The organism is Paenibacillus sp. EKM212P (assembly GCF_011066115.1).
GTDB lineage: Bacteria > Bacillota > Bacilli > Paenibacillales > Paenibacillaceae > Paenibacillus > Paenibacillus polymyxa_B.
In genome coordinates, this window is the sequence record NZ_JAAMNR010000001.1 from 1044363 (window position 1) to 1070677 (window position 26315).

At 48.3% G+C, this 26315-nt stretch carries 28 protein-coding genes; 7 read left to right on the forward strand and 21 right to left on the reverse strand.

What is annotated here, in order from left to right; translation table 11 throughout:
- Positions 1–22: 22 nt before the first annotated feature.
- The 7 genes from groL to G9G54_RS04980 all read right to left on the reverse strand — a co-directional run bounded on the left by groL (position 23) and on the right by G9G54_RS04980 (position 5368).
- The gene (gene groL, locus G9G54_RS04950) at positions 23–1651 is read right to left on the reverse strand and encodes a chaperonin GroEL (protein ID WP_013369880.1); all 1629 of its coding nucleotides are present in this window, start codon (positions 1649–1651) and stop codon (positions 23–25) included.
- A 73-nt stretch (positions 1652–1724) separates the two neighbouring features.
- Positions 1725–2006: a co-chaperone GroES gene (groES, locus tag G9G54_RS04955; RefSeq protein WP_007429271.1), complete on the reverse strand. Its 282-nt coding sequence runs from the start codon at positions 2004–2006 to the stop codon at positions 1725–1727.
- Between the two features lie 358 nt (positions 2007–2364).
- Positions 2365–3132: a twin-arginine translocase subunit TatC gene (tatC, locus tag G9G54_RS04960; RefSeq protein WP_165176399.1), complete on the reverse strand. Its 768-nt coding sequence runs from the start codon at positions 3130–3132 to the stop codon at positions 2365–2367.
- Positions 3133–3243: 111 nt separating this feature from the next.
- Positions 3244–3495, reverse strand: a complete 252-nt coding sequence (locus G9G54_RS04965; RefSeq protein WP_013309213.1) for a twin-arginine translocase TatA/TatE family subunit — start codon at positions 3493–3495, stop codon at positions 3244–3246.
- Positions 3496–3598: 103 nt separating this feature from the next.
- Positions 3599–4081, reverse strand: coding sequence for a MogA/MoaB family molybdenum cofactor biosynthesis protein (locus tag G9G54_RS04970; RefSeq protein ID WP_013309212.1), 483 nt, complete (start codon positions 4079–4081; stop codon positions 3599–3601).
- 113 nt (positions 4082–4194) lie between these two features.
- A complete protein-coding gene (moaC, locus tag G9G54_RS04975; protein ID WP_013309211.1) occupies positions 4195–4683 on the reverse strand; it encodes a cyclic pyranopterin monophosphate synthase MoaC in 489 nt (162 codons plus the stop codon).
- Positions 4684–4735: 52 nt separating this feature from the next.
- Positions 4736–5368 carry a 5-formyltetrahydrofolate cyclo-ligase gene (locus tag G9G54_RS04980; RefSeq protein WP_165176747.1) on the reverse strand — a complete coding sequence of 211 codons (633 nt, stop codon included), beginning with the start codon at positions 5366–5368 and terminating at the stop codon, positions 4736–4738.
- A 270-nt stretch (positions 5369–5638) separates the two neighbouring features.
- Here G9G54_RS04980 and G9G54_RS04985 point away from each other — a divergent pair, with 270 nt between their 5' ends.
- Complete coding sequence (locus G9G54_RS04985; RefSeq protein WP_039270134.1) at positions 5639–7603, forward strand: ABC-F family ATP-binding cassette domain-containing protein; 1965 nt, start codon at positions 5639–5641, stop codon at positions 7601–7603.
- Between the two features lie 546 nt (positions 7604–8149).
- Here G9G54_RS04985 and tsaD read toward each other — a convergent pair.
- The 4 genes from tsaD to tsaE are packed head-to-tail and all read right to left on the reverse strand — an operon-like array spanning position 8150 to position 11063.
- A complete protein-coding gene (gene tsaD, locus G9G54_RS04990; protein WP_165176401.1) occupies positions 8150–9214 on the reverse strand; it encodes a tRNA (adenosine(37)-N6)-threonylcarbamoyltransferase complex transferase subunit TsaD in 1065 nt (354 codons plus the stop codon).
- Positions 9211–9726, reverse strand: a complete 516-nt coding sequence (gene rimI, locus G9G54_RS04995; RefSeq protein WP_039269584.1) for a ribosomal protein S18-alanine N-acetyltransferase — start codon at positions 9724–9726, stop codon at positions 9211–9213. The genes tsaD and rimI overlap by 4 nt, the downstream gene beginning before the upstream one ends.
- Positions 9727–9743: 17 nt before the next feature.
- On the reverse strand, positions 9744–10580 hold the full coding sequence (gene tsaB, locus G9G54_RS05000) for a tRNA (adenosine(37)-N6)-threonylcarbamoyltransferase complex dimerization subunit type 1 TsaB (RefSeq protein ID WP_165176403.1): 837 nt from the start codon (positions 10578–10580) through the stop codon (positions 9744–9746).
- 3 nt (positions 10581–10583) lie between these two features.
- Positions 10584–11063: a tRNA (adenosine(37)-N6)-threonylcarbamoyltransferase complex ATPase subunit type 1 TsaE gene (gene tsaE / locus G9G54_RS05005; RefSeq protein ID WP_023987468.1), complete on the reverse strand. Its 480-nt coding sequence runs from the start codon at positions 11061–11063 to the stop codon at positions 10584–10586.
- 133 nt (positions 11064–11196) lie between these two features.
- Between tsaE and G9G54_RS05010 the strand changes: the two genes are divergently transcribed.
- The 5 genes from G9G54_RS05010 (at position 11197) to G9G54_RS05030 (ending at position 15679) form a co-directional block, all read left to right on the forward strand.
- Positions 11197–11727, forward strand: coding sequence for a cysteine hydrolase family protein (locus G9G54_RS05010; protein ID WP_061829613.1), 531 nt, complete (start codon positions 11197–11199; stop codon positions 11725–11727).
- Between the two features lie 611 nt (positions 11728–12338).
- A complete protein-coding gene (locus tag G9G54_RS05015) occupies positions 12339–13523 on the forward strand; it encodes an acetyl-CoA C-acetyltransferase (RefSeq protein ID WP_165176405.1) in 1185 nt (394 codons plus the stop codon).
- A gap of 55 nt (positions 13524–13578) precedes the next feature.
- Entirely contained in the window at positions 13579–14319 is a 741-nt protein-coding gene (locus G9G54_RS05020; protein WP_165176407.1) for an acetoacetate decarboxylase, read from the forward strand.
- A 41-nt stretch (positions 14320–14360) separates the two neighbouring features.
- On the forward strand, positions 14361–15026 hold the full coding sequence (locus G9G54_RS05025; protein ID WP_165176409.1) for a CoA transferase subunit A: 666 nt from the start codon (positions 14361–14363) through the stop codon (positions 15024–15026).
- Complete coding sequence (locus tag G9G54_RS05030) at positions 15023–15679, forward strand: 3-oxoacid CoA-transferase subunit B (RefSeq protein ID WP_165176411.1); 657 nt, start codon at positions 15023–15025, stop codon at positions 15677–15679. The genes G9G54_RS05025 and G9G54_RS05030 overlap by 4 nt, the downstream gene beginning before the upstream one ends.
- A 244-nt stretch (positions 15680–15923) precedes the next feature.
- Here G9G54_RS05030 and G9G54_RS05035 read toward each other — a convergent pair whose 3' ends face one another.
- Together G9G54_RS05035 and G9G54_RS05040 are read right to left on the reverse strand one after the other, a co-directional pair.
- Positions 15924–16103, reverse strand: a complete 180-nt coding sequence (locus G9G54_RS05035; protein ID WP_069291346.1) for an H-type small acid-soluble spore protein — start codon at positions 16101–16103, stop codon at positions 15924–15926.
- Positions 16104–16159: 56 nt separating this feature from the next.
- Entirely contained in the window at positions 16160–16399 is a 240-nt protein-coding gene (locus G9G54_RS05040) for a hypothetical protein (protein WP_165176413.1), read from the reverse strand.
- Between the two features lie 213 nt (positions 16400–16612).
- Here G9G54_RS05040 and ku point away from each other — a divergent pair, with 213 nt between their 5' ends.
- Entirely contained in the window at positions 16613–17527 is a 915-nt protein-coding gene (gene ku, locus G9G54_RS05045) for a non-homologous end joining protein Ku (RefSeq protein ID WP_165176415.1), read from the forward strand.
- A 22-nt stretch (positions 17528–17549) separates the two neighbouring features.
- Here ku and G9G54_RS05050 read toward each other — a convergent pair whose 3' ends face one another.
- The 8 genes from G9G54_RS05050 to G9G54_RS05085 form a co-directional block, all read right to left on the reverse strand.
- On the reverse strand, positions 17550–19361 hold the full coding sequence (locus G9G54_RS05050; protein WP_165176417.1) for an ABC transporter ATP-binding protein: 1812 nt from the start codon (positions 19359–19361) through the stop codon (positions 17550–17552).
- A 20-nt stretch (positions 19362–19381) separates the two neighbouring features.
- Complete coding sequence (locus G9G54_RS05055; RefSeq protein WP_165176419.1) at positions 19382–20878, reverse strand: nucleotidyltransferase domain-containing protein; 1497 nt, start codon at positions 20876–20878, stop codon at positions 19382–19384.
- 71 nt (positions 20879–20949) lie between these two features.
- Entirely contained in the window at positions 20950–21411 is a 462-nt protein-coding gene (locus tag G9G54_RS05060) for a lasso peptide biosynthesis B2 protein (RefSeq protein ID WP_165176421.1), read from the reverse strand.
- A 1-nt stretch (position 21412) separates the two neighbouring features.
- Positions 21413–21715 (reverse strand): lasso peptide biosynthesis PqqD family chaperone, encoded by a 303-nt coding sequence (locus tag G9G54_RS05065; RefSeq protein WP_165176423.1) that lies wholly within the window; start codon positions 21713–21715, stop codon positions 21413–21415.
- On the reverse strand, positions 21702–22745 hold the full coding sequence (locus tag G9G54_RS05070; RefSeq protein ID WP_165176425.1) for a dephospho-CoA kinase: 1044 nt from the start codon (positions 22743–22745) through the stop codon (positions 21702–21704). The genes G9G54_RS05065 and G9G54_RS05070 overlap by 14 nt, the downstream gene beginning before the upstream one ends.
- Before the next feature lie 191 nt (positions 22746–22936).
- Positions 22937–23065, reverse strand: coding sequence for a paeninodin family lasso peptide (locus tag G9G54_RS05075; RefSeq protein ID WP_134902123.1), 129 nt, complete (start codon positions 23063–23065; stop codon positions 22937–22939).
- A 53-nt stretch (positions 23066–23118) separates the two neighbouring features.
- Positions 23119–25044: an asparagine synthase-related protein gene (locus tag G9G54_RS05080; protein ID WP_165176427.1), complete on the reverse strand. Its 1926-nt coding sequence runs from the start codon at positions 25042–25044 to the stop codon at positions 23119–23121.
- Positions 25041–26309: a sulfotransferase family protein gene (locus G9G54_RS05085; RefSeq protein WP_165176429.1), complete on the reverse strand. Its 1269-nt coding sequence runs from the start codon at positions 26307–26309 to the stop codon at positions 25041–25043. The genes G9G54_RS05080 and G9G54_RS05085 overlap by 4 nt, the downstream gene beginning before the upstream one ends.
- Positions 26310–26315: the final 6 nt, after the last annotated feature.

Sequence of the window (26315 nt, forward strand, 5' to 3'; positions counted from 1 at the left end):
TACAGGGTTTTGATACCCTTTGTTACATCATTCCACCCATGCCGCCCATGCCGCCCATGTCAGGCATTGCAGCCTTTTCTGGTTCTGGCTTGTCAGCGATAACCGCTTCGGTAGTCAGGAACATTGCTGCTACGGAAGCAGCGTTTTGCAAAGCATAACGAGTTACTTTCGCAGGGTCCACGATACCAGCTTCGATCATGTTTACCCAGTCGCCAGTAGCTGCGTTAAATCCTACGCCAACTTCTTCGCGTTTCAGACGCTCAACAATTACAGAGCCTTCTTCACCTGCGTTAGCAGCGATGGTGCGGATTGGAGCTTCCAGAGCGCGCAGCACGATGTTCACGCCTGTTTGCTCGTCGCCTTGCAGTTCAACAGCTGCAACTGCTTTGTATACGTTCAGGAGCGCTACACCACCACCGGATACGATACCTTCTTCAACCGCAGCACGGGTTGCGTTCAGGGCATCTTCGATGCGCAGTTTGCGTTCTTTCAATTCTGTTTCAGTTGCCGCACCGACTTTGATGACTGCTACGCCGCCGGACAGTTTAGCCAGACGCTCTTGCAGTTTCTCTTTGTCGAACTCGGAAGTGGTTTCTTCCAGTTGCGTACGGATTTGGCTAACACGAGCGTCGATGTCGGCTTTGTTTCCAGCACCGTCAACCACAATCGTATTTTCTTTAGTGATACGCACTTGACGTGCTGTACCCAGTTGGTCTACGGAAGCTGTTTTCAGGTCCAGACCCAGTTCTTCTGTAATCACTTGACCGCCTGTCAGGGCAGCGATATCTTGCAGCATTGCTTTACGACGGTCACCAAAGCCTGGAGCTTTAACAGCTACAGCGTTGAATGTACCACGCAGTTTGTTAACAACGAGCATAGCCAGTGCTTCGCCTTCGATGTCTTCAGCGATCAGAACGAGTGGCTTGCCTTGTTGTACGATTTTTTCAAGCAATGGCAGGATTTCTTGTGTGTTTGTGATTTTTTTGTCTGTGATCAGGATATACGGATTGTCCAGTACAGCTTCCATTTTGTCCGTATCTGTAATCATGTACGGGGAAATGTAGCCACGGTCAAATTGCATACCTTCAACCACTTCCAGCTCTGTTGCAAAACCGCGGGATTCTTCAACAGTGATTACACCGTCTTTGCCCACTTTTTCCATAGCTTCAGCGATCAGTTCGCCTACTTCGTCATCAGCAGCGGAAATACCGGCTACTTGAGCAATGGATTGTTTGCTTTCGATTGGTTTGGAGATGGCTTGCAGTTCAGCAACAGCCGCTTTAACCGCTTTGTCGATCCCTTTACGGATACCGATTGGGCTTGCGCCAGCAGTTACGTTTTTCAGGCCTTCTGTGATGAGGGCTTGAGCCAAAACAGTAGCAGTAGTCGTACCATCACCAGCTACATCGTTCGTTTTGGTTGCTACTTCTTTAACCAGTTGAGCGCCCATGTTTTCGAACGCGTCTTCCAGCTCGATTTCTTTTGCAATCGTTACACCGTCATTGGTAATGAGCGGGCTACCGAATTTTTTCTCCAGTACAACGTTACGGCCTTTCGGTCCGAGTGTTACTTTAACAGCGTTAGCCAATGCATCAACCCCGCGCAGCATGGAGCGGCGAGCGTCTTCACTGAATTTAATATCTTTAGCCATTTGTGATAAACCTCCCTATGGATTATGAATGATTTGTTTCAATTCCTATATTCAGGTCTTGTCCGGGTTCCGGTTAACCGATGATCGCGTGGATATCGCTTTCTTTCATAATCAAATATTCTTTACCTTCATATTTGATTTCCGTTCCAGCGTATTTAGAGAAAATGACACGGTCGCCTTCTTTTACTTCCAGAGGAATACGGGCACCGTCTTTCAATGCGCCTGCGCCAACCGCGATAATTTTGCCTTCTTGCGGCTTTTCCTTGGCAGAGTCAGGAAGTACGATCCCGAAGGAAGTCGTTGTCTCTTGCTCAATTGCTTCCACCAATACGCGTTCACCCAAAGGTTTGATCATGAAAAAATAGCCTCCTTATTAAGTGTTTTATCCTGTAATTTGGTTGTTATGTTGTATGTATTAGCACTCGACAGTCATCAGTGCTAACAACCAACTTTATGATACTCAACTTGGGATTGAATTTCAAGTCCCTAATGTATTTTTTATGGGAATTTTTATGGACAGCCCTTCCCGATTATATCCATCTATCTGAAAAATAACCGTTAACTCAAGGCTAATGGTTAGATTTAAGGCAGCTAAGCTGCTGCTGTTATGCTCTATAAATAGCCATGATATACAAATGCCATTCATTATCTGCAATTGCCATGTAGCGCGGACCCGAATAAATTGTTTACTGAGCCATTCAGGTCCCGCCTTATTATTCTGAAGCTACACGCAATTGGGCCTCACGTTCCTCCTGTGCACGCAGCTGTCTGCGGTACACGACCGAAGACAAATACACGCTCACTTCATATAGCACCAGCAACGGAATCGCCACCAAAAAATCGGAAATAAAGTCCGGCGGGGTAATGACAACCGCAACGAACACAAGCAGAAAATAAGAAATCTTCCGCCATTTGCGAAGCCGCATTGGTGTTAAAACATGAATCCCCGTCAGAAACATGATAAGCAGGGGGAGCTCAAACAGCAGCGCTACAGGTAGTACAATATTAAACATAAAGGTGAAATATTGTGCGATCCCGTACGTTTCCTGTAATCCCATACTTTTGGTGACCGACGATGTAAATTGAATCGCCATCGGGAAAATAATGAAATAAGCAAAAGCTGTCCCAATGATGAACAAAAGCAGCACATAAGGCACATACCGCAAAGTCGCACTTCGTTCTTGTGGTCTTAAGCCCGGGCTGACAAACTTCCACAGTTGGTAGCAAGCAAACGGTAGCGCCACCGCAATCCCGATGATCATGGCGATCTTCATGTAGATACCGATCCCGTCCCAAAAGGAAAACGCGTTTAACTGAAAAGCTTGCGCCGAACCGGAGCGAATAAGCCAGTCATAGACAGAACCCGCCGCGAACAGACCACCAGCCAGTGCCAATACAAATACAATTAGCACATAGATAATTCTGCGGCGAAGCTCTCCCAGATGTTCCATTAGCGGCATTTCATGCTCTGGTGGGGTCAAGTCCACTCCTCCTTTCTGAACGGAACGCAGCAGCGCCTCCTAAAAAATAAAGCCCTTCACTGAAGAAGAGGCTTTTGTTTATTGTACTAGATCAAGAATCGATCACTAAATCTATGACAAGCGTTTATCCTCAGGCTGAGGTTGAACTTCTGAAGACGTCGTTTGTGATGCTTTGACCACACTATCTTTGCTGTCTTTACGCTCAGTCCGTTCATCTTCTGATAAAATATCGCGTGCCCCGTTTTTAAACTCACGGAATGTACGCCCTACAGCTCGACCCAACTCAGGCAGCTTGTTCGGACCAAATAGCAGCAGCGCCAGAATAATTAACAAAATATAACCCGGTGCTCCAATATTGGGCATGTGTAGTAATCCTCCTTATGTTGACGGACAAAATAAGAATCTTTGTCCGTATACGGCCTTATAAATTCTTATAGGTATCATACCACACACGATGTGCTGCCTTCTACCGGAACTGGCCTGTCACCATAAGCAGCGCTTCTGGAAGTTGGTCCATTATCGCTGCCAAATTTTCATGCACACCTTTGGGCGTTCCTGGCAAATTGACGATCAGTGTACGTCCGCGTATTCCTACGATTCCACGGAATAGCATAGCCGCTGGATTTTTCTGCATCACGATCATTCTCATGGCTTCCGCCATGCCTGGCACTTCCCGTTCCACAACCCGCCTAGTCGCCTCCGGTGTCACATCACGGATCGCCAGCTCGGTTCCACCCGTAGTTAGTACCAGGTCTGCATGAAAATAATCGGTCATTTCGATTAAAGCTGCAATAATTTCATCCGGTTCATCGGGAACGATCCGGTATTCCACAATCTCTCCGCCCAGTTCTTCTTCGATGAGTTCCCGGATGACCTGTGCGCTTGTATCCTCACGCTCTCCCCTTGCCCCTTTATCACTGGCTGTTAGGATCGCCGTTTTCCACACCATAAGATCACCCTTCTCCTATCATGAAAGAATACTTTCTCTTCTGAAAATCAGAAACAGCCACGCTGCATCCTCCATCACATCACAGTACCCTCTCGGCGACAATGTTGTCTATGTCAAGGTTCCCGGTGGTCCTCCCTTTGAAAATCCCCATGCTTGCCACCTGTTTTGGATTGCAGCATGGTAGGGCCGATGATCATATCTTTTTGCAGCGCCTTGCACATATCATACACGGTTAACGCTGCGGCTGAAGCCGCTGTCAAAGCTTCCATTTCTACACCTGTCTTACCCTCGGTCTTCACTTCAACTTCAATATGAAGCACATCATGTCCATTATCGGAAAAAGTAATGTTCACGCCTGTCAGGGCCAGTGGATGACACATCGGTATCCAGTCTGACGTTTTTTTCGCGCCTTGAATCCCTGCGACCTGGGCCACAGCAAGAACATCACCCTTGCCGATTCTTCCTTCTTTTACAGCCGTCAATGTAGCCGGATTCATCGTAATCTGAGTCACGGCAACTGCTGTACGAATCGTAGACGTTTTACCCGAAATATCTACCATCCGAGCCCGTCCCTGTTCGTTAAAATGAGTAAAGGAATCCACGACTCCCTCACAGCTCCTTTCACATACCCAACTTTACTTCATTCATCATTTGTCAATAATCACAATCTAAGCGTCCATCCAGAGTAAACAGCACGTCCACTCGCAAATCCCTTGGCTCCATGGGCACCTGTGTCAGCAATTGTCCCGGCAACAGCAGCGAGACATAAAGCGGACCTACATGGCTGTTGTTACGCTTCTCTGCCTCTACCTGTACGGTAAAGCGGTCATAATAGCCTCCGCCGTAGCCGATCCTGCCCCCACGACGATCAAAGGCCAAGCCGGGCACAACAACCCAGTCAATTCCCGTCCACATTTCAGGCGACCATTCCTTGCATGTCAAAGCAGGCTCAGGGATGTTCCAGATGCCGGGTGCAATATCTCCGTACTGATCCATCTCCCTCAGCTCCATAGTCCGAGTTACCGGGTCCACTCTTGGGGCCAGGACACGATCTCCCTGTGACCAGCAGTGCTCAATGAGGGGAGTCGTCGAAATCTCGCTGCCAAAAGAGAGATAACTAAATAAGGTTAGCTTATCTCCGTTTCTGTCTATTCTAAGCTGCTCCCATGCCTCGATTGCATGCCGACAGGCCACAGCCGATGCCTTCTGCCTTGTCAGCGGGTCCATGGAGTCACGCGCTTCCCGTTGCTGCAAACGCAGCGCGTTCTTCACATTACAGACATCCATCACATCCGCCCTCCCGCACACTCGTCGATAATCTTTAAAACGTTACTATTGTCCCATTTGTCAGTAAGTGCTGTACGTTGCAAGTTTTTTTCATTCTTTTTCACTTCTCGTTTAAGTTTATCATTGTTTATACAAATTGACTACACGCGGCTCAAGGGTTTACAGGGTGAAATCAGTGCAATAGTGGGTAATTTCATGTAAACTGGAAGGAAGGTACCTGTGAAGAAAGCAGGTAGAACTGTGCAAAATGTAATGGAGGAACGATACGCTATGCTATTGCAAGTAACCGGAATTACTAAATCTTATGGAATTGAGCCCGTTCTGGACGGGATTAACCTTCAAATATTGGAACGTGAACGTATTGGACTCGTAGGTGTGAACGGTGCAGGCAAATCGACCCTGCTCAAAATCATTGCTGGTGAAATATCCTATGACAGTGGACAAATTTTCAAGGCGAAGGAGACCAGCATCGGTTATCTGGCGCAAAACAGCGGCTTGAATTCTGACCGTTCTATCTGGGGGGAAATGATGCTGGTGTTCACTCCCCTGATTGAAGCGGAACGGGAACTGCGGCAAATGGAACAGGACATCGCTGACCTGGCCAATGCTCAAAACGAAAAACGCTACGCAGATCTGCTGGAACGCTATGCACGTCGTTCAGACTGGTTCAAGGATCACGGTGGTTATGAAATGGAGACCCGTATTCGCAGCGTGCTGCACGGTATGGGCTTTGGTTCATTTGCACCTGAGACGCCCGTAGCTACTCTGAGCGGAGGACAGAAAACTCGGCTTGCGCTAGCGCGCATCCTACTGCTCGCACCAGATGTCCTTATGCTCGATGAGCCAACCAACTATCTGGATATTCAAACACTGACCTGGTTGGAGGATTATTTGCGCGGCTACTCCGGTTCTCTGCTGGTTGTATCACATGACCGTTATTTCCTGGACCGACTGGTAACGACGATTATTGAAATTGAACGCCATCGTTCTACTCGATATACAGGCAACTACAGCCGCTACATGGAGCTGAAGGCTGCCGAGTACGAAACGAATCTGAAGCATTACGAAAAGCAGCAAGGAGAAATTGCCCGTTTAGAAGCATTCGTACAACGTAATATCGTGCGGGCTTCCACGACCAAACGCGCTCAAAGTCGGCGCAAGCAGCTAGATAAAATGGAGCGTATGGATCGGCCCATGGGAGACTTGAAAAAGGCTCATTTTTCCTTTGAAACAGCCCATATGTCAGGTAAGGAAGTACTGGAGGTACGTGACCTCTCTGTGGGGTATGAAGGTAAAAAGCCTTTATTCCAGCACGCATCGTTCGACTTAAAACGTGGAGATACCGTGGCACTGATTGGTCCGAACGGGATCGGAAAATCGACGTTGCTCAAATGTCTGACCGGATCACTTAAACCTGCTGCTGGCTCCATCCACTGGGGCACGAAAATCAAAATCGGCCTGTATGACCAGGAGCAGACGAACCTGAACCCCGCCAATACCGTACTGGAGGAGTTGTGGAGCGAGTACCCTCATATGGAAGAAGCACGTATTCGTACAGTGCTGGGTAATTTCCTGTTTAGCGGTGACGATGTACTTAAGAAGGTAGCTGCATTAAGCGGAGGGGAAAAAGCCCGTGTATCTCTGGCCAAGCTCATGCTGCGCGAAGCCAACGTGTTAATTCTAGATGAGCCTACCAACCATCTGGATCTGTTTAGCAAGGAAGTGCTGGAAGCGGCTTTGATGGACTATGACGGTACGCTGTTGTTCATTTCCCATGACCGTTATTTCCTGAACAAAATGGCGGAACGTGTCATCGAGCTTCATCCTGGGGGGATAGAACATTTCCTGGGGAATTATGATGACTATGTAGCCAAAAAGCAGGAGTTAGAGGAAATTGCGCAGGAAGCTCTGGAGGCAAATCAGGCCACACGCGGCAAAACATCGGCTACCTCTGCATCCGTGACAGACGAGACCACATCCAAATCACGCGCCGCCACCTATGCGGCAGACAAACAAGCCAAAAGCGAGGAACGTAGCCGTCAACGCAAGCTGGAGGCATTGGAAAACCAGATCAAAACGCTGGAAGAACAAATTTTAGGGCTGGAGGAACAAATGACCCTGCCTGAGATTTATCAGGATTACACAGCGCTTCAGAATATTCAGGCACAACTCGACACCCATAAACAGGAATTGACTGAAACCTATACCTCTTGGGAAGAGCTGTTAGAAGAATAAAAACTACTGCATAAAATCTTAGCCTTAAAAATTTCACATTTTCCTCTTCTATATTTTTGTACACAAGATTATCCACAGCTTATGTGTATGAATGAGATTAAAAAATGGCCTTTTGGGCCATTTTTTTATTGATAAAAAGCCATTTTCAAATGAAAACCAAATTTATCCACCCTTTTATCCACATTATCCACAGATTTCACAAGAACTAAAGGTGTTACATATCCCCCAACTTGCTATCTCCAAAAAGTCTTAGCCTGCTTGCTTCGGACACGGTTATCCACATTCGAAGCGGTATATGTGGATAACTTTGTTCACAACTTGACAAATCACATCATTATTCGGGCAACATCAAAATTCCAGATTTTTTTGATGGATCATGAAAAATCGTGAACAATTGTGACGAATAATGGGAGTGAATGGGAGGCTGCCATTCATTTGCTCAAACTCCTGTATTTTATCCTCTTGAATTTATATTTTTATGATAGTTTTGGAGCGGACAAAAAAGACACGACTCAACTGTGCCGTGTCTTGCTCATTCTTCTTCAATTAAGTTTGGACAGACCATTCTTCCAGAGACAGCCCTGGATCAGCCTTCATATCCAATGAGGTAAATTCCCCGCGCTTCCATTTGGCGTAGGCCGCAGCGCCGATCATCGCTGCATTATCTGTGCAATATTTCATCGATGGTACAAGCAGCTCGATTCCTTCGCGCTCACAGCGCTCCCGCAATGCTGTACGCAGTCCACGATTAGCAGCCACACCGCCACAAAGCAGAAGCTGCTTCGCACCGTATTCACGCATGGCACGAATCGCCTTTTCCACCAGCACCTCGACGACCGACTCTTGAAAGCCTCTTGCGATCGCTCCCACATGAACGGTTTCTCCGCGCATTTTCGTCTGGTTAATTACATTCAGCACCGCAGATTTCAAACCGCTAAAGCTAAAATCATAAGAATCCGGCTCCAGCCATGCACGCGGCAAAGTAACCACTTCCTCCGATTCATGAGCCACACGATCCACATGCGGGCCACCCGGATACGGAAACCCAATCGCTCTCGCTACTTTGTCGTAGGCTTCCCCAACCGCATCATCTCTTGTACGACCAATGAGTTGAAAATGACCTTCGGACTCCATCAGCACCAGCTCTGTATGTCCTCCTGACACAACGAGAGCAATGCACGGATATACGATATCATGCTCCAGCTGATTGGCATAAATATGTCCCGCGATATGATGCGTCCCGATTAATGGCTTGCCGAACGCCAAGGCAGCACTCTTGGCAGCGACAATTCCAACCAACAATGCGCCAACCAGTCCTGGTCCTTGTGTCACGGCAACCGCCGAAATCTCACGAGGGGTAATTCCCGATGTTTGCATGGCCTCGTCCAGCATGTAGGTGATGCTCTCCACATGTTTGCGTGAAGCCACCTCTGGCACAACACCACCAAAGGCTTTGTGTGTTTCAATCTGACTGGAAATCAGATTTGAGAGCACCTCTGTGCCATTTTTCACGACGGAAACAGCCGTCTCATCACAACTCGTTTCCACTGCCAGTATATAGCAAGGCTCGCCGGAGGCGGAGCCTGTACCTGTTTTTTCCTCTTGCGTCATTGCTTCTGCACGCTTCCTTCCTGTTCACCGGATGCCCCATGCGCGGGAAGATCCGCCCACATGATCACGGCATCCTCGTTATTATCCGAATAATAGCCTTTGCGCACACCTGCGGGCTTAAAGCCTTTTTTCTCATACAAGCCCTGAGCGATCCGGTTCGTTACCCGCACCTCCAGCGTCATACGTTCCATCCCTAAATAAGAGGCCGTCTGCATCAGCTCATCCAACAGCTTGTCCCCAAGCTTGCGTCCGCGATAAGCCTCACGAATCGCAATATTCGTAATATGGGCCTCATCCATAATCGTCCACATGCCTGCGTAACCAATGGCTCGTCCATCTAGTTCCATAATCATATATTTAGCGAAATGATTCATCGTCAGCTCATTGCGGAATGCTTCCTCCGTCCACGGCAGCGTGAACGCTTCATGCTCAATCTCCAGCACATCGGGAATATCATCCAGTTGCATCAAGCGAAACTCAAGTTTCTCTTCCCGCTGTATGTTCTTTGCCATGTTGTTCACCGCTCTCTTCAGCGCTGACGAAGCAGATTGGCTTCCGCCTCAGCCAGCTGGGTATAATTAGGAACCAGCGTATGTAGCTCGTCATGTTCTTGACGAAGCAGCTTATCCGCCCCAAGGCGGCCAACCCATCTTCCCTCCAGCTCATAAGGTACGATACGTAGCTCGCTCCAAGCACGCAGGTGCTCGGCTGTTTCGGCGTGAACCGCCGTCTCACCGACTAGCCAAATGACTGGAGGACGCTCTTCAGAGGGCAAAGCCTCCAGCCGTTGCAGCAGGTCATCGGTCCAAGCAGTCATTAAGCGAATTGCATCTGGCTCTAGCCGTTGCGGACTCTCGACGTCGTCAACTGTATTCACGGCGAACAGCCCCGTGTAAACCTGACCACGGCGCGCATCCAGCACAGGCACAATCCAGTCTGCTGCCTGCGCTCCGGACGAACCGTTATTCACAGACTCATTTTTATCTTCTTGTCCCTTCATCTCGATGCCGCGATTCCAACCACCCCACGCCAAAGCATGCAAAGTGGATATGGACGTCACCGGAATACCCCAGGCCCAAGCGAGTGTTTTGGCTGCAGTCACCGCAATCCGGATACCGGTATAAGACCCCGGTCCAACACCAACTGCAATACCATCTACATCATCTCGTGTCAGCCCTTCTTCATTCAGCAGTCGTTCCAGCTCGGTAATCACATGCACGGAGTGATTACGTTCGCCATAGACGTTGCTTTCTCCCAGCAATTCTCTTCCGTTCATCAGAGCGGCCGCCATCACGGTCGTCGCTGTATCTAACGTCAAAAACCGCTCACGCGGCTTTACATTCACATCTGTATGCTCTCTTTGCATGGTTCAAACTCCATTCTCCCGCAAACTGCGGCACCATTGTTCATAAGGCTCGCCGTACCCGGTCAGGTGAATCAAGCGCTCCCCCACATCCGTTGTTTCTATATACATGTGAAGCCGCTGCTCCGGCAATATATCCGGTATAATACTACCCCATTCCACCAGACATACTCCTGTCCCGTAAAAATATTCGTCCAGCCCGAGATCCTCCGCCTCGTCCTGGGAAATCCGGTACACATCCATATGATACAAAGGCAATCGGCCCTCGTACTCCTTAATGAGGGTAAAGGTTGGACTATTAACGATACCAGGCACACCTAAATGGCCGGCAAAAGCTTTGGAAAAAGCAGTTTTGCCCGCTCCCAGATCTCCATCCAGCACAATCACCGTTCCGGGAACCGCTTTGGCTGCCAAAAAACCAGCCAATGACCCGGTCTGTGCCTCTGAGACAGAACGGAACGTAAACTGCTCCTGCGAAATTGTCATATATTTTAATCACCTTTCGTCCGAATCGGACCGTTCCAACTTGTTCTTTATTATATAGTTCACCTTATGTCGCCGCAAGGCATGAAGACATGCTATTGTAAGTTAGTGATACACACAGGGAGGGATTGAAACGATGGGGCAAACCGTTTTACTCATGATTGATGTTCAGCAGGCTATGTTCATGTATGATGAGAAGCTATATCGTGAGCAGGAAGTTGTAGCGCATTTGCAGCAGCTTTTGGACAAAGCCAGAGCTACAGGTACACCGGTGATTTTTGTACAGCATACCGATGAAGCGGATGAGGATTTCCGAGAAAACAGTGTAGGCTGGGCCATCGCCGACGTAGTGCGTCCTCTTCCTCATGAACGAATTGTCCGTAAATCATCCTGGGACAGCTTCTACCAAACCGAATTGGGCCATGTACTGAAGGAACTGGGGGCCGATCAACTCGTAATCGCGGGGATGCAGACCGAGTTTTGCCTCGACACGACTTGCCGAAGCGCCTATAGTCTGGGATACCAGAACAACGTACTCGTATTGGATGCGCATAGTACATTTGATAGCAAGGTGCTAAGCGGTGAACAAATCGTAGCTCATCATAATGGTATGCTTGGCAATCGTTTTGTGCGTTTACTTGCGACGGAAGATGTACATTTTTCGTGAGTTGTTGAAGTTTAATGTTCCAAGCCGATTGCTTTCAAGCAAGTCGGCTTCTTTTTTTGTTCATGCGAAAAAAGCGCACTTTCGGGTGACACTGTTAACAAGAAGCGAGCTAGCACAATATAACGAAGATCATGAATATTGAAAGGCAAAGCCGTCTTCAGAAAATTCTGGAGGCTTTTTTTATTACCCAGCGATGAGTTAGATGATATTGCGAGGAAAACTTTCTCACGTATGGATTGCAACTTTCATTTTTAACATAAAATTCAATTAATGATCATGATTTTCAGAAAAATTAAGAAATTAACAGAAAACGTTAGAATGGCCTAATTATTGTGGAGTATATGGCCCTATAAACATCTGTACATAGATATGTGTAAATATTTGGACATTGAGCAAAATCTGCATTAGAACTATGATGAAAATGGTTTTAATTTCCAATGAGAGAAGGCGATCGAACCGTCACACTCACTGTCTTAGGCACCATGATATGCCCGCATGCAAATGTATCTTGCAGTCGCTGCTTCTCGTAGGTTAAGAGCGGAAATTACGAATTGAAGTGCAATCATGGATGTATTGTGTTTTGAACACAGCGAAAGGAATGTGAGTTTTTAATGAAAAAAGTAGCTTTAGTAAGCCCGTTGAGAACAGCGGTAGGCTCTTTTAACAAAACCCTTGCGCCTCTATGCGCTTCCGAACTGGGGGCAACTGTGATGACAGCATGCCTTCAGCAAAGTAAATTAGAGCCTTCTTTGATTGATCAGATTTATTTGGGAAATGTTCTTCAGGCGGGCAATGGACAAAATCCTGCCAGACAGGCGGCATTAAAAGCCGGTATCCCTATTGATGTACCCGAAACAACGATAAACACGGTTTGCGGTTCAGGACTTCATGCCGTTGCTTTAGCTTACAATTCAATATTGGCTGAACAAGGCAACATCGTCTTGGCCGGAGGCATGGAGAGCATGTCGAACGCCCCTTACCTGCTAAGGAATGCAAGAAACGGCTACAAACTTGGCAACGGTGAGTTGGTAGACTCCCTAGTGGCCGACGGCCTTACGTGCCCGATCAACCATTACCATATGGGAATTACCGCAGAAAATGTTGCCGAGAAATATGGAATTTCAAGACTTGAACAGGACGAATTTGCCTATCAAAGCCAGCTAAAAGCCGTAGAAGCAAAAAACAAGAAGCTTTTTGAAGAGCAAATTGTTCCGGTCATGATCAAAACCAAAAAAGAAACTATTTCTTTCACAGAGGACGAACACATAAGAGGAAATACAACGCAAGAAAAACTTTCTCAATTAAAACCTGCGTTTAAGGAGAACGGGACGGTTACCGCCGGAAATGCTTCAGGAATCAATGATGGCGCGGCGGCCGTGCTTGTAGTGTCGGAAGACAAATGCAAGGAACATGCATTAAAGCCATTGGCATATATCAAGGGTTATTCACTTGTTGGCGTTGACCCTGCATATATGGGAATGGGGCCAGTGAAAGCCATTTCGACACTTCTTAAGCAGCAAGGTATATCCATCGATGCCATTGATCTTTTTGAAATTAATGAAGCGTTTGCCTCACAAGCATTAGCGGTAGTGAAAGAGCTAGGGGTCAGTCCGGAGAAGGTGAATGTCAATGGCGGCGCAATCGCGATCGGGCATCCTGTCGGTGCCAGCGGTGCTAGGATATTGACTACGTTGGTTCACGAAATGGTGCGAAGATCTTCACGCTACGGCATCGCCTCGTTATGCATCGGGACAGGAATGGGAATAGCCATGCTAGTTGAAAATGCGCTCATTTAAAGTGCGTGTTCAGGATGACTTTTAGAACTATCTCTTAAAAGGAAGGGAGATCGCTATGAATCAAAAAGATGTACTTTCACTCCAATCTATGCCTGCGGCTAGCGGCAGCTACGGGCGCCCACCATACCGCTTCATCAACCGGGAATTTTTTATCATTACCTATGAGACCGATCCTGCTGCGATTAGACAGGCGGTCCCAGAGCCTCTTGAGCCGGATGGAAGCAATACGGTCTCCTATGAATGGATCAAGATGCCCGATTCATCCGGTTTAGGATGCTATGAGGAAAGCGGTATTGTCATTCCGTGTACTTTTCAAGGAGAACCCTGCAATTTTGTCGCCCAAATGTATTTGGATAACGCGCCTGCTATTCTGGGGGGACGCGAAGTCTGGGGATTTCCGAAAAAATGGGCAAAGCCTCGCCTGAGCGTGGAGGAAACGGAGACGCTGACGGGTACATTGCATTATAATAACGTCCTGGTGGCCAGTGGAACTATGCCTTTCAAATATAACATTCTTGATGAAAAGGAAACGGCAAAAGCCATCGCAAAAACGCAAGTTAATTTAAAGCTAATTCCTGATGTTGACGGTACCCCCAAAATCGCTCAATTAGTAGCGTATAATCTCGAGAACATTACTGTAAAAGGCGCCTGGTCAGGGCCTGCCAGATTAAGCTTGATCCCCCATGTCAACGCTCCAGTGGCAGATTTGCCGGTTAAAGCTTATATTGGCGGGAAACATTTTATTGCTGATTTAACGCTTCCATATGGAAGAGTCCTCTACGACTATCTCCAATAAAGTTTGCTTTCCTAAAAATATATATATAAGGAGAAGGAACCATGAATAACAAAGTAATCTCCGCTGAAGAAGCAGTTAAGAAGGTCAAAGACGGAGACACGGTGATGGTCGGAGGTTTTCTGGCAGGAGGCTTTCCAGAGGACCTGGTTCGTGCGCTTGTCGACACCAATCCTGCCAGCAATCTTACGATTGTTTCCAATGACACAGGCACACCGGAATTATCTATCTATAGACTTGTTAAAAGCGGCAGAGTAAAGCGGATTTTTGCATCCTATATCGGCTCCAATCCGGAAACGGGAAGACTCCTGATGACGAAAGAAGCTGAGGTCCAACTCTTCCCGCAAGGCACGCTCGCTGAAAAAATACGCGCAGGAGGAGCCGGTTTGGGCGGGGTTTTAACACCTGTAGGTGTAGGCACCGTTGTAGAGGAAGGAAAACAGAAAATCAAAATTGATGAAAAGGAATACTTGCTCGAACTGCCGCTCAAAGCCGATGCGGCATTAATTAGAGCCCATAAGGCTGATGAAGCGGGGAATCTTGTCATCAACGGCTCTTCACGTAACTTCAATATGGTTATGGCTACAGCGGCAGAGTATGTAGTTGCTCAGGTAGACGAATACGTAAAGACGGGTGAAATTGACCCCAATCATGTCAACGTTCCCGGAATATTTGTCGACGCAATTGTAAAGGTGGGTGAAAACGCATGAATAACAGAGAATTTATTGCTCGAAGAATAGCCCAGGAATTCAAAAATGGTGAAGTTGTCAACCTTGGTGTCGGATTGCCTACAATGGTAGTGGACTATATCCCCGAGGACATTCATATTATGCTGCAGGCGGAGAACGGAATCCTCGGTGTAGGCCCCAAAGCGGCTCAGGGAAAAGAAAGGCTCGATTGTATCGATTCAGGCGGAAACTACGTTACAACTATGGAAGGAGCATGCTTTTTTGACAGTGCACTTTCATTTTCCATCATCCGCGGAGGGCATGTGGATATCACCGTGCTGGGCGCCCTGGAGGTCGATGAGAAAGGCAACCTTGCAAGCTGGATGATCCCAGGGAAAAAGGTGCCAGGCATGGGGGGAGCCATGGATTTGGTGGTCGGAGCCAAGAGAGTGATTGTAGCCATGGAGCATGTGAACAAAAATGGAGCTCCGAAAATACTGGAACAATGTAAACTGCCCCTGACCGCTGTAAATGTTGTAAAGACCATAGTAACCGAAAAGGCTGTCATCGATGTTATTCCGGGTCAAGGGCTGATGCTAAAAGAAATTGCTCCGGGTTTGTCGGTGGAAGATGTTCAATTAGCAACAGAGGCTAAACTGATGGTTTCACCACATTTGAGGGCCATAGCAGTATAAAGGTCATCATAGAAAGAAACCAGTTTCACCTTCAAATTAACTTGTCTGGCGTTTAACATGCCCCTCGACTGCATTTATTATTACAAATAAGGTTCGCTAATTGCTCATTGAGCAATTGCGAGCCTTTTAGGATTGGAGCGGGACCATTCAAGCAGCATTCTACGATGAAAGCCTATAGCTGTCCAAGATCTTTCTAAAGCTATACCCCATACTATGGAAAAAAATCTGTTTTGGTGCCCCTCTTCTATTGTTCTTCCAGACGATCCACACGGACGGTTTGGGTATTGGTGGGTCTGCTGCCTATCTGTACAGTGGCCATACCGTTCGCTTCGTCTACATGCTCAATCCAGATCGGTTTTCCATCCATTTGTACGGCAATGGTATCGGGCGAATCGTAAATCGCTTTTGCTCGTTCCACGTTCATGCTATTCTTCCCCTCCTGATTGTTGTTGTCTGCATTCATTCAGAAATATAGTTCACCTAGTCTTCATTTATAATCCGTTCAACGTCTAATGAAGGGATACTATGAGAAGGCGAAGTTGAAACTACAGCCTCCAAATCCACATGAGCCACAGCTATGGGAAAAGGCGGTTGGATTCCATGGGAAAGGGCAAACTCTGGCGGCAATGCATCCTGTTCGCCTCCCGCGGGTCCCCGAAAGGCGACATGGTTTTGACCCACACGATGCCTGATTTGCCGAGGAAAGGATTTTCCGGACATAAATTGTGTACCTCCTTTTGAATCGGATATGCCTTACTATGCACCAAAATTGCTGTAACCATGCGCAAGCAGAAGTAATTCGTAGCCTTCATTTGCACCTCATACAATCACTTGTACGAAGCATACTAAGTGAAAAATCATATTGCTCATATCACGGGTTGACCGGAAACGAAGGATGCAAAATGCGGATTTAAGAAAAGGGGGACTGGCGGTATGCATACGGTCTGGAAAGGCGCGATCAGCTTCGGGCTGGTTCATGTGCCCGTTAAAATGTTTTCAGCTACGGAGGATAAGGACATTTCCATGCGTTATATTCACAAGGAGTGTGGAAGCCCACTTAGCTATGTACGAAAGTGTCCAGTTTGTGACAAGGAGGTTGAGTGGGAGGAAATTGGAAAAGGCTACGAATATGAAAAAGGAAAATTTGTCATGTTCGACAAGGAGGAACTGGAGCAAGTTAGCGGACAAGCGGATAAAAATATTGTCATTTTGGATTTTGTGGATTTGCAGGAAATTGATCCGATTTACTTTCAGAAAACATATTATCTGTCCCCGGATCAAGCTGGCTCCAATGCGTATAAGTTGCTCATGAATGCTATGAAGGATACCGGGAAAATCGGGATTGCCCAAATCTCCATCCGCTCTAAAAGCAGCCTGGCGGCTATTCGGGTGTTGGATGAATGTTTAGCGGTGGAGACGATGTTTTACCCCGATGAAATTCGCCCCATTGCTCAAGTTCCTAACTTACCGGGGCAGGAGGAGGTTAAAGAGAAGGAGCTGACCATGGCAAAAATGCTGATCGAGCAGCTATCTACACCTTTTGATGCAGCGAAGTATACGGATCAGTACCGCGAGCGTCTGCTGGATCTCATTCAGCATAAAGTGGCTGGTGAAGAGGTGCGAATCGCCCCAGCACAGCCTCAGACCAACGTAGTAGATTTAATGGCCGCCCTTCAGGCCAGCATCGAAGCAGTGCAACCTGTCGTTACCGATCCCGGCCCTGCTGCGAAAAAACGCCCTGCGCGTAAACCAGCAGCCCCAACAGCACAGCAGGCTGTTGCAGGCGAGAACATCTCTCCGACTCCAGTCAAAAAGAAAAGAAGCACTGCCAAACGTAAAGAAACTTAAGCTGAGTTACAGAAAAGTCTGGCTAAGGGGTGGCGGTGAGACTGCTTTGATACGATAGTAGCTGACTGAACGCCCCCCGCTCCTCTTGTTCCAGTTGGCGGTAGTTCCCCTGCTGTATGACCTCGCCTTGATCCAGTACGACAATTTGATCCGCATGTCTGATGGTTGACAGGCGGTGAGCGATGACGATCAACGTCATTTGACCTTTCATCCGTTCCAGTGCTGCCTGAATTGCGGCTTCATGCTCACCATCCAGCGCACTTGTCGCTTCATCTAGTATAAGTACCGGAGGATGATGCAAGACAGCCCGTGCTAATACTAGCCGTTGACGTTCTCCTCCAGACAGACGAATTCCGCGATCTCCAATGACCGTGTCCAGTCCTTCGGGCAGTCTGGATACAAAGCTGTCTGCGGCTGCAAAATGTAACGCCTCCCATAGTTGCTGCTCACTAGCATCCTTATCTGCCAGCATCAAATTTTCGCGGACAGTCGCATGAAATAAAAATGGGTCTTGTGACACGTAGCCAAACGACTGCCGCCACTGGGGCAGCAATTCGTCGTCCAGAACAAGCCCGTCTATTGTAATCTGCCCCCCAGTTGGACGTAAAAAACCCATCAGGACATCGACCATTGTACTTTTACCTGCCCCCGATTTCCCTACAATGGCTGTCATTCCCCGGGCGGGTATGAACAAATTGATACGACGCAGCGCAGGCTCTGCTGCACCATCGTAGCGATAATCCAGATGGCTGCATTCGATCCCATGACGAAGGGACAGGGGTTGCCGTACAGCTGCAGATGATAGATTGAATACCGATGGATCGGAGAAAGCTTCGCACTCCTGTTGCACCTTGGTGACACTTTCAAAAGCGGAGATCATAGACATGATGTATTCCAGACTCGCTTGAATAAGAGCAAATCGGGGCCATAAGCGGGAAAATATAAGAATCAACACAATCAGTTTTTCAGATGTAACATGCAACCACTGCAACGATATAAATATGACACAAGCGACAAAAACAGCTGCCGCTGTACGATGAAAAAACTGTGTGGACGCATTTTGCCGGACAAATTGGGTCGTATTATCCTCCATTCGTTGTGTCAGGGAGCGAAACCAATGGATATTCGCCGCTTCCAACAGATTGCTTTTAATATCTTTCATGCCGTTCATGTGATCCGTAATTCCAGCAAAATAAACCTGCGACAGCTCAGTCGTACGATCACCTAATTGTTTGGCATTTCGAATGGAGCGGCGGAACACGACAAACAGCCCCAATCCACTCAGAAATACCAGTCCGGTTAAAGAGGGGGATAACCAAAAAGCCAGCGCAATCTGGATCAGCGTAAACATGACGGCTGTAGTCAGTTGAAGAAGCAAATTCGTTCCCTGACTGACACGCGCCAGCTCGGTCGTCATCACATGGCTAAAATCAGATTTACGCTGACGCAAATAAAAGGCCCACTGCGCCTTCATAAAGGAAGTGTACACGTCTATTCGAAGAGAACGCATAAAACGCTGCTGAATCCGCGAATTCAGGATGGACTGGTAACGCTGAAGCAAAGCCTGCCCTGTGAGCAGCACTACAAAAACCATCAACATCCCCGGCAACAGCCAGCTTTTAGGAACGAACGGCAAAAAATGATCCAATCCATCAGACAGAAATGGCATCCCTGAATGACCGACAAATACGCCGATGGCCGCCAGCATAGGAACAAGCATATAAATGCCAAAACCCTCCAGTAGGCTAACAATGATCATACATCCAATATTGAGAAATAACGCACCTCCGTTCACGCTATACAGCTTTGTCATATATAATCGCAGGTGAACCATAATGCACACTCCTTATCGAGTCAGTGCTTTGAAAATCGCCGCTTCAGCCAAAGAAATGGACGTAAAGGGATATACAAAAAATGCAGCTGGCGAGGCAGTGGAAAAACGGCCGAATCCCCCGTAGAAGGAAACAAACGGCTGATGAGGTACCTTAGTCTGTGTCTTGGCTCTTTTAAGGAAAGCAAGTAAGTGCGGCTGACCGGCTGATGGGCAGCCGCCTTATTTCTGGTCATGACTTGGCTGGAGGCGACAGCTGGAGTAATGGGGGCACAACTGCTAGCGGTGCTCATCGGGCTATGATCGTCGTTATTGGCATCTTCCGTGATGCTAGTAACGCCACGGGTGGTACGCATGGCTGCTTCGCCAGAGCTACCGCACAATGAAGGACCGCCATCCGGAGGGGCGGCCTCCGCTTGCTCCGCCAAAGCTCTGCTGTGCAACAGCTCTGATGGAGCAAGCCTACCTGTACCCGACCCGTGGGCAATCGGGTATGGTGCGGGAACGCTGGCCTGTATGAAGGCCAGCGCGCTCAGCGCGAGCCTGTGCGCCTGCCGGGTAGCCGATACCTGACGCATCGGCTCTGGTATCGGCGTACCCAACAACGCAGCGGCGAGCGCCCAGGCCTGCCCGCCAGCAGGCAGGCCCCCGTAGCGGCGCATCATCGGCAGTAGCGCCTCCCAATCGACAGCACATACCGCAAGCCTGTCGATGTCAACCAGCCAGCGCAGCCTGAACCAGCCGTGACGCGCACCATGCGCACTCAAGTACAGAAATTGATGCTCGCTGCCAAGCGTATACATACAGGACGTCATCGCAGTCCTGTTGTCGGCAGGTGCCAACGGTACCATCCGACTGGCTCCTGTAGCTTTACCCATTTGCCGACAGCTCCACAGCTCGTCAAAAGAGGGTTCCCCACCCCCATCCGGGTGAAGACGCCAATGCAACTCTATCTCTACCCGTTTTTGCGGATGGAGGTAGGATGCATGATGGTCCTTCCATTTCCAACTGCCAAGGACACGCACTTCTCCGCTCTTGGGCGCATATCCGGCTTCCTTCATCCAATGCTCAGCCTCATCCATATCGTCAGGGGCAATGAGTAAATCGATGTCCTTGGAGGTACGCAGAGAAACATCCCCGTACAATTGCTGTGCCAGAGCAGGACCCTTCAGCATAAGCACACGGATTCCATGAGTTATGAGCAGCCTGGTCAGACGCCCGGCTTCTGCTTGAAGATGGAGCATGCGAAGCGTGTTTCGATGATATTGCGCCTGAAGGTTTCGCAACAATTCTGCGGGAATGAACGGATGATTCAATGTTTTCAGTTGGAGATACACCGTAGGTACCACTCGATGGTGCTCGGTCAGACGTAAAAAGCGGACCCAATCCATCCCACGCAGCTGGGTAGCAGCAGTCTTATCCTGCCAATGAGAAAAGTCTTTCCCTAATAGAGAGAGTAACAACGTTAATTCCTGATCCTCATTCCAATTCGCAAGTTCCAAAACAGACTTGGTGGGCATGCATTCTTCTCCTTCGATTCTTTGGACTTCTTTTGTCTCATCGCGTTAAAGTAAAGAACTACCTTTATATGCTATTTTTTTGTATTTGTATCCTTAACTGCACGTCTCCCGAATATCCCCACCACCGTAAAGGCTTCCATCTCCCGTTTCCCCGTAACATAAATCGGTCCGCTACGTACCCATGCATGTGCGGCCAAGCGGCCAGCGGCATTTTTGGCTGTGCCCAGATACAGCGTGCAGTCCAGTTTTCTACGTCCCAGCAATGTCATTGCCGCAGCGGCTTGTACAAGACAACTACTGCGCCAAGGAGTATAACGGCTTGCCAGCTCCACAGCGTGTGAAATCTGCTGAATGGACTTCTCCTGCCCGACATCACACTGCCATGGAGTTTCTTCCATACATATGCCCCAAATCCTTGAGTAGTCCCCAAAAGAACGACGCTGGCGTAGCCTCGCCCATCCCAGCTCCAGCCAAGCTTCCGGCAACAATCTCCTGACCTCTGGAGACAGGAGAAGAAGCCGTTGTATCCGCATATTATACCGACTCCCGTAGAAGCTTTAACAGTCCTTCCCGCTCCAACTCAGCCACAAAGGTATGTACCTGCTGTCTGCACTGTTCCTCGTCCACCTCATATTCGTTCGTCAGGATTGTTACGATATCGCCAAGTGAAGGACCGGATTCTGCCAGTTCCCAGATTCGTCCTCCTGTGAAGCCTAAGTTGTAATATTTACCAGTGTTAATACTCATCATCACTTTTTCCCCGTCCATATCACTGACGTAGACCTCTTCACCGTAAATGACGCGATAATGGTCTTTAGCTGGATTAGTGGCTGCCATAACTCTTTTCCTCCTTACGAATGAGTTCAAGTACCCGTTGTACAACCTCGGACGCAGTAAAGACGGAATTATCCCTCAGCAGCTGCCAGCCCTCTACTTTACGAGCCATCCTAGCCGCTGTATCAAAAGACCATTCACTCAAACCCATTCGCGGAATAATCACCCTACGATATGTATGTTGTAGTAATGTATGCAAGCACTCCAGAACGTTCAAGGGCTGTTCCGTAACTGCCACTAACTCCCCTTCGCGCATCAACGCACGGATTGGTGAATCTGCCACTAGCTCAAATACGCCTCCTAAGGGCAGCGGATCGTTAAAAAATTCATCTACGGCGGGTACGGCATATTTATTCAGCTCATCTGCAAGCATACGCAGATCTCTGTAATGTGGCATTACAGAATTGCCATCCGTTAGGGACCGTATGTGATTTATTGTGCGTGCATGCTTGTTCTCCCGTAAAGCCTCCAGTTGGAGCAAGCTATCCAATCCCAACTTTTGCTGCGGATAAGCTGGATACACGATGGCTGAGGAAGCCGTAGCTTCTACAGCAATCACGTCATCACTAACCATCTGATAACCTGCCTGCCTAAAAGTAGCCGCCAGTGTCGATTTCCCCGTACCCGATTCACCCACAAATGCGTATGCCCTCCCCCCAATGACGACCGCACTTCCGTGAATAGGTAATATTCGTCTTTGCATCAGCAGAACACCCATGCACGTACCCAGCACAAATAGCCGCACGGTGTCAGGATCGGCCCCGGAGAATATGCTTACCTCGATTTCCTTGCCTTCCCTGACGGCATAAATGGCCGTGCCTGGTATTTGGAACATAAATCGTTCATCCAGCATCACAAAATTGGCCTGTTCCAGCTGACCACTCCATGCAGTCAAATCAGCCTGTCGAATGACTACATCCTCTACTGCTTCCGGTGCTGCCAGGAGCAGCTCAGGCAGATTCAGTTCACTGGCAATCCTGAGTCCAAAGGCTGTATATTTCGTCCAACTAACATTTGCACTCCTGTCATGCACGGTAGGACTCACTCCTCTGTCCTTAAAAATCCCGTCTTTATTTCTTGGGCAAAATCTCTAACCCGAAAGAAATAAAGACGGCTCTGTATTGAATACGAGTCCAATGGATTATGCTATTTTCGTTCATTCAATCGTTATCGGCCGAGCTGTCTGGCTTCCAGTCCAACATCGGCTGCATGTATAACCATCTATTAGCTTGGATTATAAATATCGGCATCGTGGTCGGACACCCAATCAATCTGTCTCCAGCCTTTCCCCGCCATGGTCTGGCTAATATCCAACACCTCTATCGTCGGTTCCTGCCATTCTTTTTTACTCATTTCATCACCTCCCCTCCAACGAATGACGAACTGTCCGCCCGGATCAATCTGAATCAGTTCAATCCACAGAGAAAACGGTACACGATCAGGCTATGCATTAGTAGTCGTATATTTGGATCAGACGCCTGTTCAGGGCGGGGATGGCGAAGTTTCGCCATAGCCGTCTTTATTAACTCAATATTGAGATATTCAGCCGCTCGTAAATCATGACACATCAGTTGAAGCTCCCCCATAAACTTATCCCAGCAAGGAAGCATACGATGTAGCCAATCGGCAGGCTGCACGCCGCGTACCCGCTGGTTCAACCGAACATCATCAGGTAGATGATCACGCATGGCTTTACGAATGAGGGCACGGTCCCGACCGTTTTGCACATACTGTTCAAAAGGCACCGATAAGCAAAAACGAATTACCCGGCTGTCCCCGGTCGGATCACGTTCCCATAGTCCATAACGTAGTGAAAGTTTGGTCGCGACCACACCATTTTTGTTGGCAATCGCCAAATTTGAGAACTTCTCTTTTCTCGTCTGATCGGCATTTTTTATCCAACCTGTTCCGCTCAATACAGGAATATCTTCTACATGCATCCGTTTGGCAAACTCCGGGTGAATCAGGGAAGGAACGGGACTTCGATTGCTACGCCGCAACCATGAATGAGATTCAAGTGAAGTCGCTTTTTTCAACATTACGGGGAGTAGATGTGACATGCGCCTGCCCGTAAGCTTGCTGTACCGCCACAATCCCTGAAAGGATTGCAACCAGTGCAAACGACGAAACTGCCGGGCATAATAGTCTAGTGCAGGGCCCCACGATACGGTAAAGTTGCCTCGTGCCCCGGTCAACAGTACACCGACATTGTGCTCCTGTGCTTTTTCGTAAAAACCTCTGATCCAGAAGGAGTTTTCAAAATATTTGTAGGGTGCTTCCATGAGTTCCAGCCAAATATCAATTTCTGAAAACGGACTTTTCCCCTCAAAATCCATATAATTCTCGTGAATGTTGCCCACATAGCGAGCCGTAGACTGAATATAGCTTCGTTCGTTCGCCAGCAATGTAGGCGGTGTCCAGTCTGTAAAATCTTGAACAGGCACATAGCTGTAGGCATGCAGCGGCTTTTGTTGCAAGTGCAGCGATGGCGCGGCAAAGCTGGCAACCGCTCCAGAATCCAGCCCTCCGCTTAAGGCAGCCCCTACAGCGCGATGCGTCCGTAGTCGGGCAGTGACCGCTTGTGTGAACACCTCGCGGAAAGCTTCTATGTACTCGCCCCCTGTTTTGAGCCGCAGTGGCTCTACCTCATCCAGACATGCATATTTATGAAGGGTACGCTTTCCCTCCTCCATAGTGAACCAATGTGCAGGAGGAAGCTGGTTGATATGCTTGTATGCGGTCGTTCCGATATCGACGGATTCCTGCATGGCGCGGATGGACAAAAATTCGGCCAGCCATGGCTCATACAATTCTTTTCGCAGAGAGGACAGGGCCAAAAGCGGAGCGACTACCGTGCTAAACGCGAATCCTCGGTCATGCTGATAGATGTACAACGTACGATTGCCTGTCATATCTCGAGCACCATATAATCGATGTTCCTTGGCATCCCAAATGACAAAGGCAAAATCACCTATCAGATAAGCGGCTGCATCCACTCCCCATTTGTCATATGCCAGCAAAATCAGCTCGCTGTCCGTCATATCTTGCCGCCGTTCCTGCTCAACTCCCAGCCGTTCAAACAGCTCGGAACGATTGTCAATAATTGCATCCGCCGTGATTGCCAAATCTCTTAGCTCATCATAGAAGGGAAGACGCTCATGAACAGATTCCGGGGTCACATGCTGGGCATGACAGCCCAAAAAAATAGAGCCTTCACACCAAGCGCATACGCGGTCAGCGGGATATTTCCGCAGGGCTTGCATCATTTTCCCGCCTTCTTCGGTGCATACGGACTCATGCCCAAAACTATAGATTCCGGCAATCGCACTCACGTTCTTCCCCCTTTTTCTTTTCCTATACTTGATAACGCTACAGACGCCAAGTGCCTGAGCTTACGGGCAAAGAGGCTCCGATATCGGAGACCTTGATGTGGGCGTTGATAGCTTTGGAGCTGAGCGATAAGACGGTTTCGCTCCTCATAGCTATGTGCCAACCTGTTTTCCAGTGATTGAATCCTCCGATCGTTCACGATCTGGTCCACATGAATCCTTGCCGGATCTTGAGGTGCAGTATGACGGGTTGCATTTATCACGAGTTCTCTGTTATCTGCATCCTGTTCTTCCAGCATCCGATAAGCCGCCTTCCATTCAAAGCCGCTTTGCTGGAGGAATTGTTGTGTACGTCGACTCAGCAGCTCTATATCCGGCTCATCTTCAAAGCGGACTCCAGTCATCTGTTCAGCCTGCTCCAGCGCTTCCGCGTAACCAAGCTGCCTAAACATGCGGGACCCAATGCTTCTGCAATACAGCTCAATTTCCGTTTTACTCAACAAATGTTGCCAGCTATGTACCGAATCCTGATGCGCCTGCTCATGCTCTCCTACGAAGGGATCGCCCGCTCCCATACTATAAAAAAGACTGGATTTGGGCGTATCCACAAAGTCTCCGTACTTTTCCATCCCCGGCTCATACTTGATCCCCAGAAAACCGCACAGCTTCTCGATCTCCATCGTTGGATTGGATACGAGCTGTTCATACCTAAGCGGGTATGCAAGTGGATGAGGTGTAGCAAAATAATGAGCATAACGGAATAAACCAACCGTAATATCCGTCATTTTCATATTAAAATGCGGGCTCCCCAGTTCTTCCAGCAGTTGAAAACGTCCATTCCGTAGCTGATTAACCTTTTTGAATGAGGCCACAATGGCCAAAGGATTCCGGATAAGCCACAGCCTGCGGGCATCTGGGAATAAACGGTCTATAAATTCCAGCACCGTATAGTAACGCGGGGATTTGTCGATAAGCATATCTGCTGTTGTTCCTTGAAGCAGACCATTATATATTTCAAGTGCATACGAACGGGAGGCCTGCTCCAATACGTCGGGGGGGACCATACCTTCGAAAAATTGCCGAATTATCCCTGTTCCTCCATATGGCCGTGCATGTGACTGAGGAAGATCATATAAACTGAGCAGAAACCACATTTCCTGCGTGGCAAACAGGCGGGAATGGTTTTGCAAAATGGCGGTAAGCAGCGAGCTTCCACTCCGAGGGACACTTAACAGGAATACCAGCCCTCCGCCTTGCTTTTCAATCAAGCAAAC

Excerpts from the sequence above, each read along its gene's own strand:
- G9G54_RS04965 (WP_013309213.1), bottom strand. The coding sequence starts at position 3,495 with ATGCCCAATATTGGAGCACCGGGTTATATTTTGTTAATTATTCTGGCG.
- G9G54_RS05055 (WP_165176419.1), bottom strand. The coding sequence starts at position 20,878 with ATGCCCACCAAGTCTGTTTTGGAACTTGCGAATTGGAATGAGGATCAG.
- ku (WP_165176415.1), top strand. The coding sequence starts at position 16,613 with ATGCATACGGTCTGGAAAGGCGCGATCAGCTTCGGGCTGGTTCATGTG.
- G9G54_RS04970 (WP_013309212.1), bottom strand. The coding sequence starts at position 4,081 with ATGGTGTGGAAAACGGCGATCCTAACAGCCAGTGATAAAGGGGCAAGG.
- tsaD (WP_165176401.1), bottom strand. The coding sequence starts at position 9,214 with ATGACGCAAGAGGAAAAAACAGGTACAGGCTCCGCCTCCGGCGAGCCT.
- G9G54_RS05025 (WP_165176409.1), top strand. The coding sequence starts at position 14,361 with ATGAATAACAAAGTAATCTCCGCTGAAGAAGCAGTTAAGAAGGTCAAA.
- G9G54_RS04985 (WP_039270134.1), top strand. The coding sequence starts at position 5,639 with ATGCTATTGCAAGTAACCGGAATTACTAAATCTTATGGAATTGAGCCC.
- G9G54_RS05040 (WP_165176413.1), bottom strand. The coding sequence starts at position 16,399 with ATGTCCGGAAAATCCTTTCCTCGGCAAATCAGGCATCGTGTGGGTCAA.
- G9G54_RS05050 (WP_165176417.1), bottom strand. The coding sequence starts at position 19,361 with ATGGTTCACCTGCGATTATATATGACAAAGCTGTATAGCGTGAACGGA.
- G9G54_RS05075 (WP_134902123.1), bottom strand. The coding sequence starts at position 23,065 with ATGAGTAAAAAAGAATGGCAGGAACCGACGATAGAGGTGTTGGATATT.
- G9G54_RS04980 (WP_165176747.1), bottom strand. The coding sequence starts at position 5,368 with ATGGATGTCTGTAATGTGAAGAACGCGCTGCGTTTGCAGCAACGGGAA.
- tsaE (WP_023987468.1), bottom strand. The coding sequence starts at position 11,063 with ATGACAATTTCGCAGGAGCAGTTTACGTTCCGTTCTGTCTCAGAGGCA.
- G9G54_RS05035 (WP_069291346.1), bottom strand. The coding sequence starts at position 16,103 with ATGAACGTGGAACGAGCAAAAGCGATTTACGATTCGCCCGATACCATT.
- G9G54_RS05020 (WP_165176407.1), top strand. The coding sequence starts at position 13,579 with ATGAATCAAAAAGATGTACTTTCACTCCAATCTATGCCTGCGGCTAGC.
- G9G54_RS05060 (WP_165176421.1), bottom strand. The coding sequence starts at position 21,411 with ATGCGGATACAACGGCTTCTTCTCCTGTCTCCAGAGGTCAGGAGATTG.
- G9G54_RS05065 (WP_165176423.1), bottom strand. The coding sequence starts at position 21,715 with ATGGCAGCCACTAATCCAGCTAAAGACCATTATCGCGTCATTTACGGT.
- rimI (WP_039269584.1), bottom strand. The coding sequence starts at position 9,726 with ATGGCAAAGAACATACAGCGGGAAGAGAAACTTGAGTTTCGCTTGATG.
- tsaB (WP_165176403.1), bottom strand. The coding sequence starts at position 10,580 with ATGCAAAGAGAGCATACAGATGTGAATGTAAAGCCGCGTGAGCGGTTT.
- G9G54_RS05015 (WP_165176405.1), top strand. The coding sequence starts at position 12,339 with ATGAAAAAAGTAGCTTTAGTAAGCCCGTTGAGAACAGCGGTAGGCTCT.
- groL (WP_013369880.1), bottom strand. The coding sequence starts at position 1,651 with ATGGCTAAAGATATTAAATTCAGTGAAGACGCTCGCCGCTCCATGCTG.
- groES (WP_007429271.1), bottom strand. The coding sequence starts at position 2,006 with ATGATCAAACCTTTGGGTGAACGCGTATTGGTGGAAGCAATTGAGCAA.
- G9G54_RS05010 (WP_061829613.1), top strand. The coding sequence starts at position 11,197 with ATGGGGCAAACCGTTTTACTCATGATTGATGTTCAGCAGGCTATGTTC.
- G9G54_RS05030 (WP_165176411.1), top strand. The coding sequence starts at position 15,023 with ATGAATAACAGAGAATTTATTGCTCGAAGAATAGCCCAGGAATTCAAA.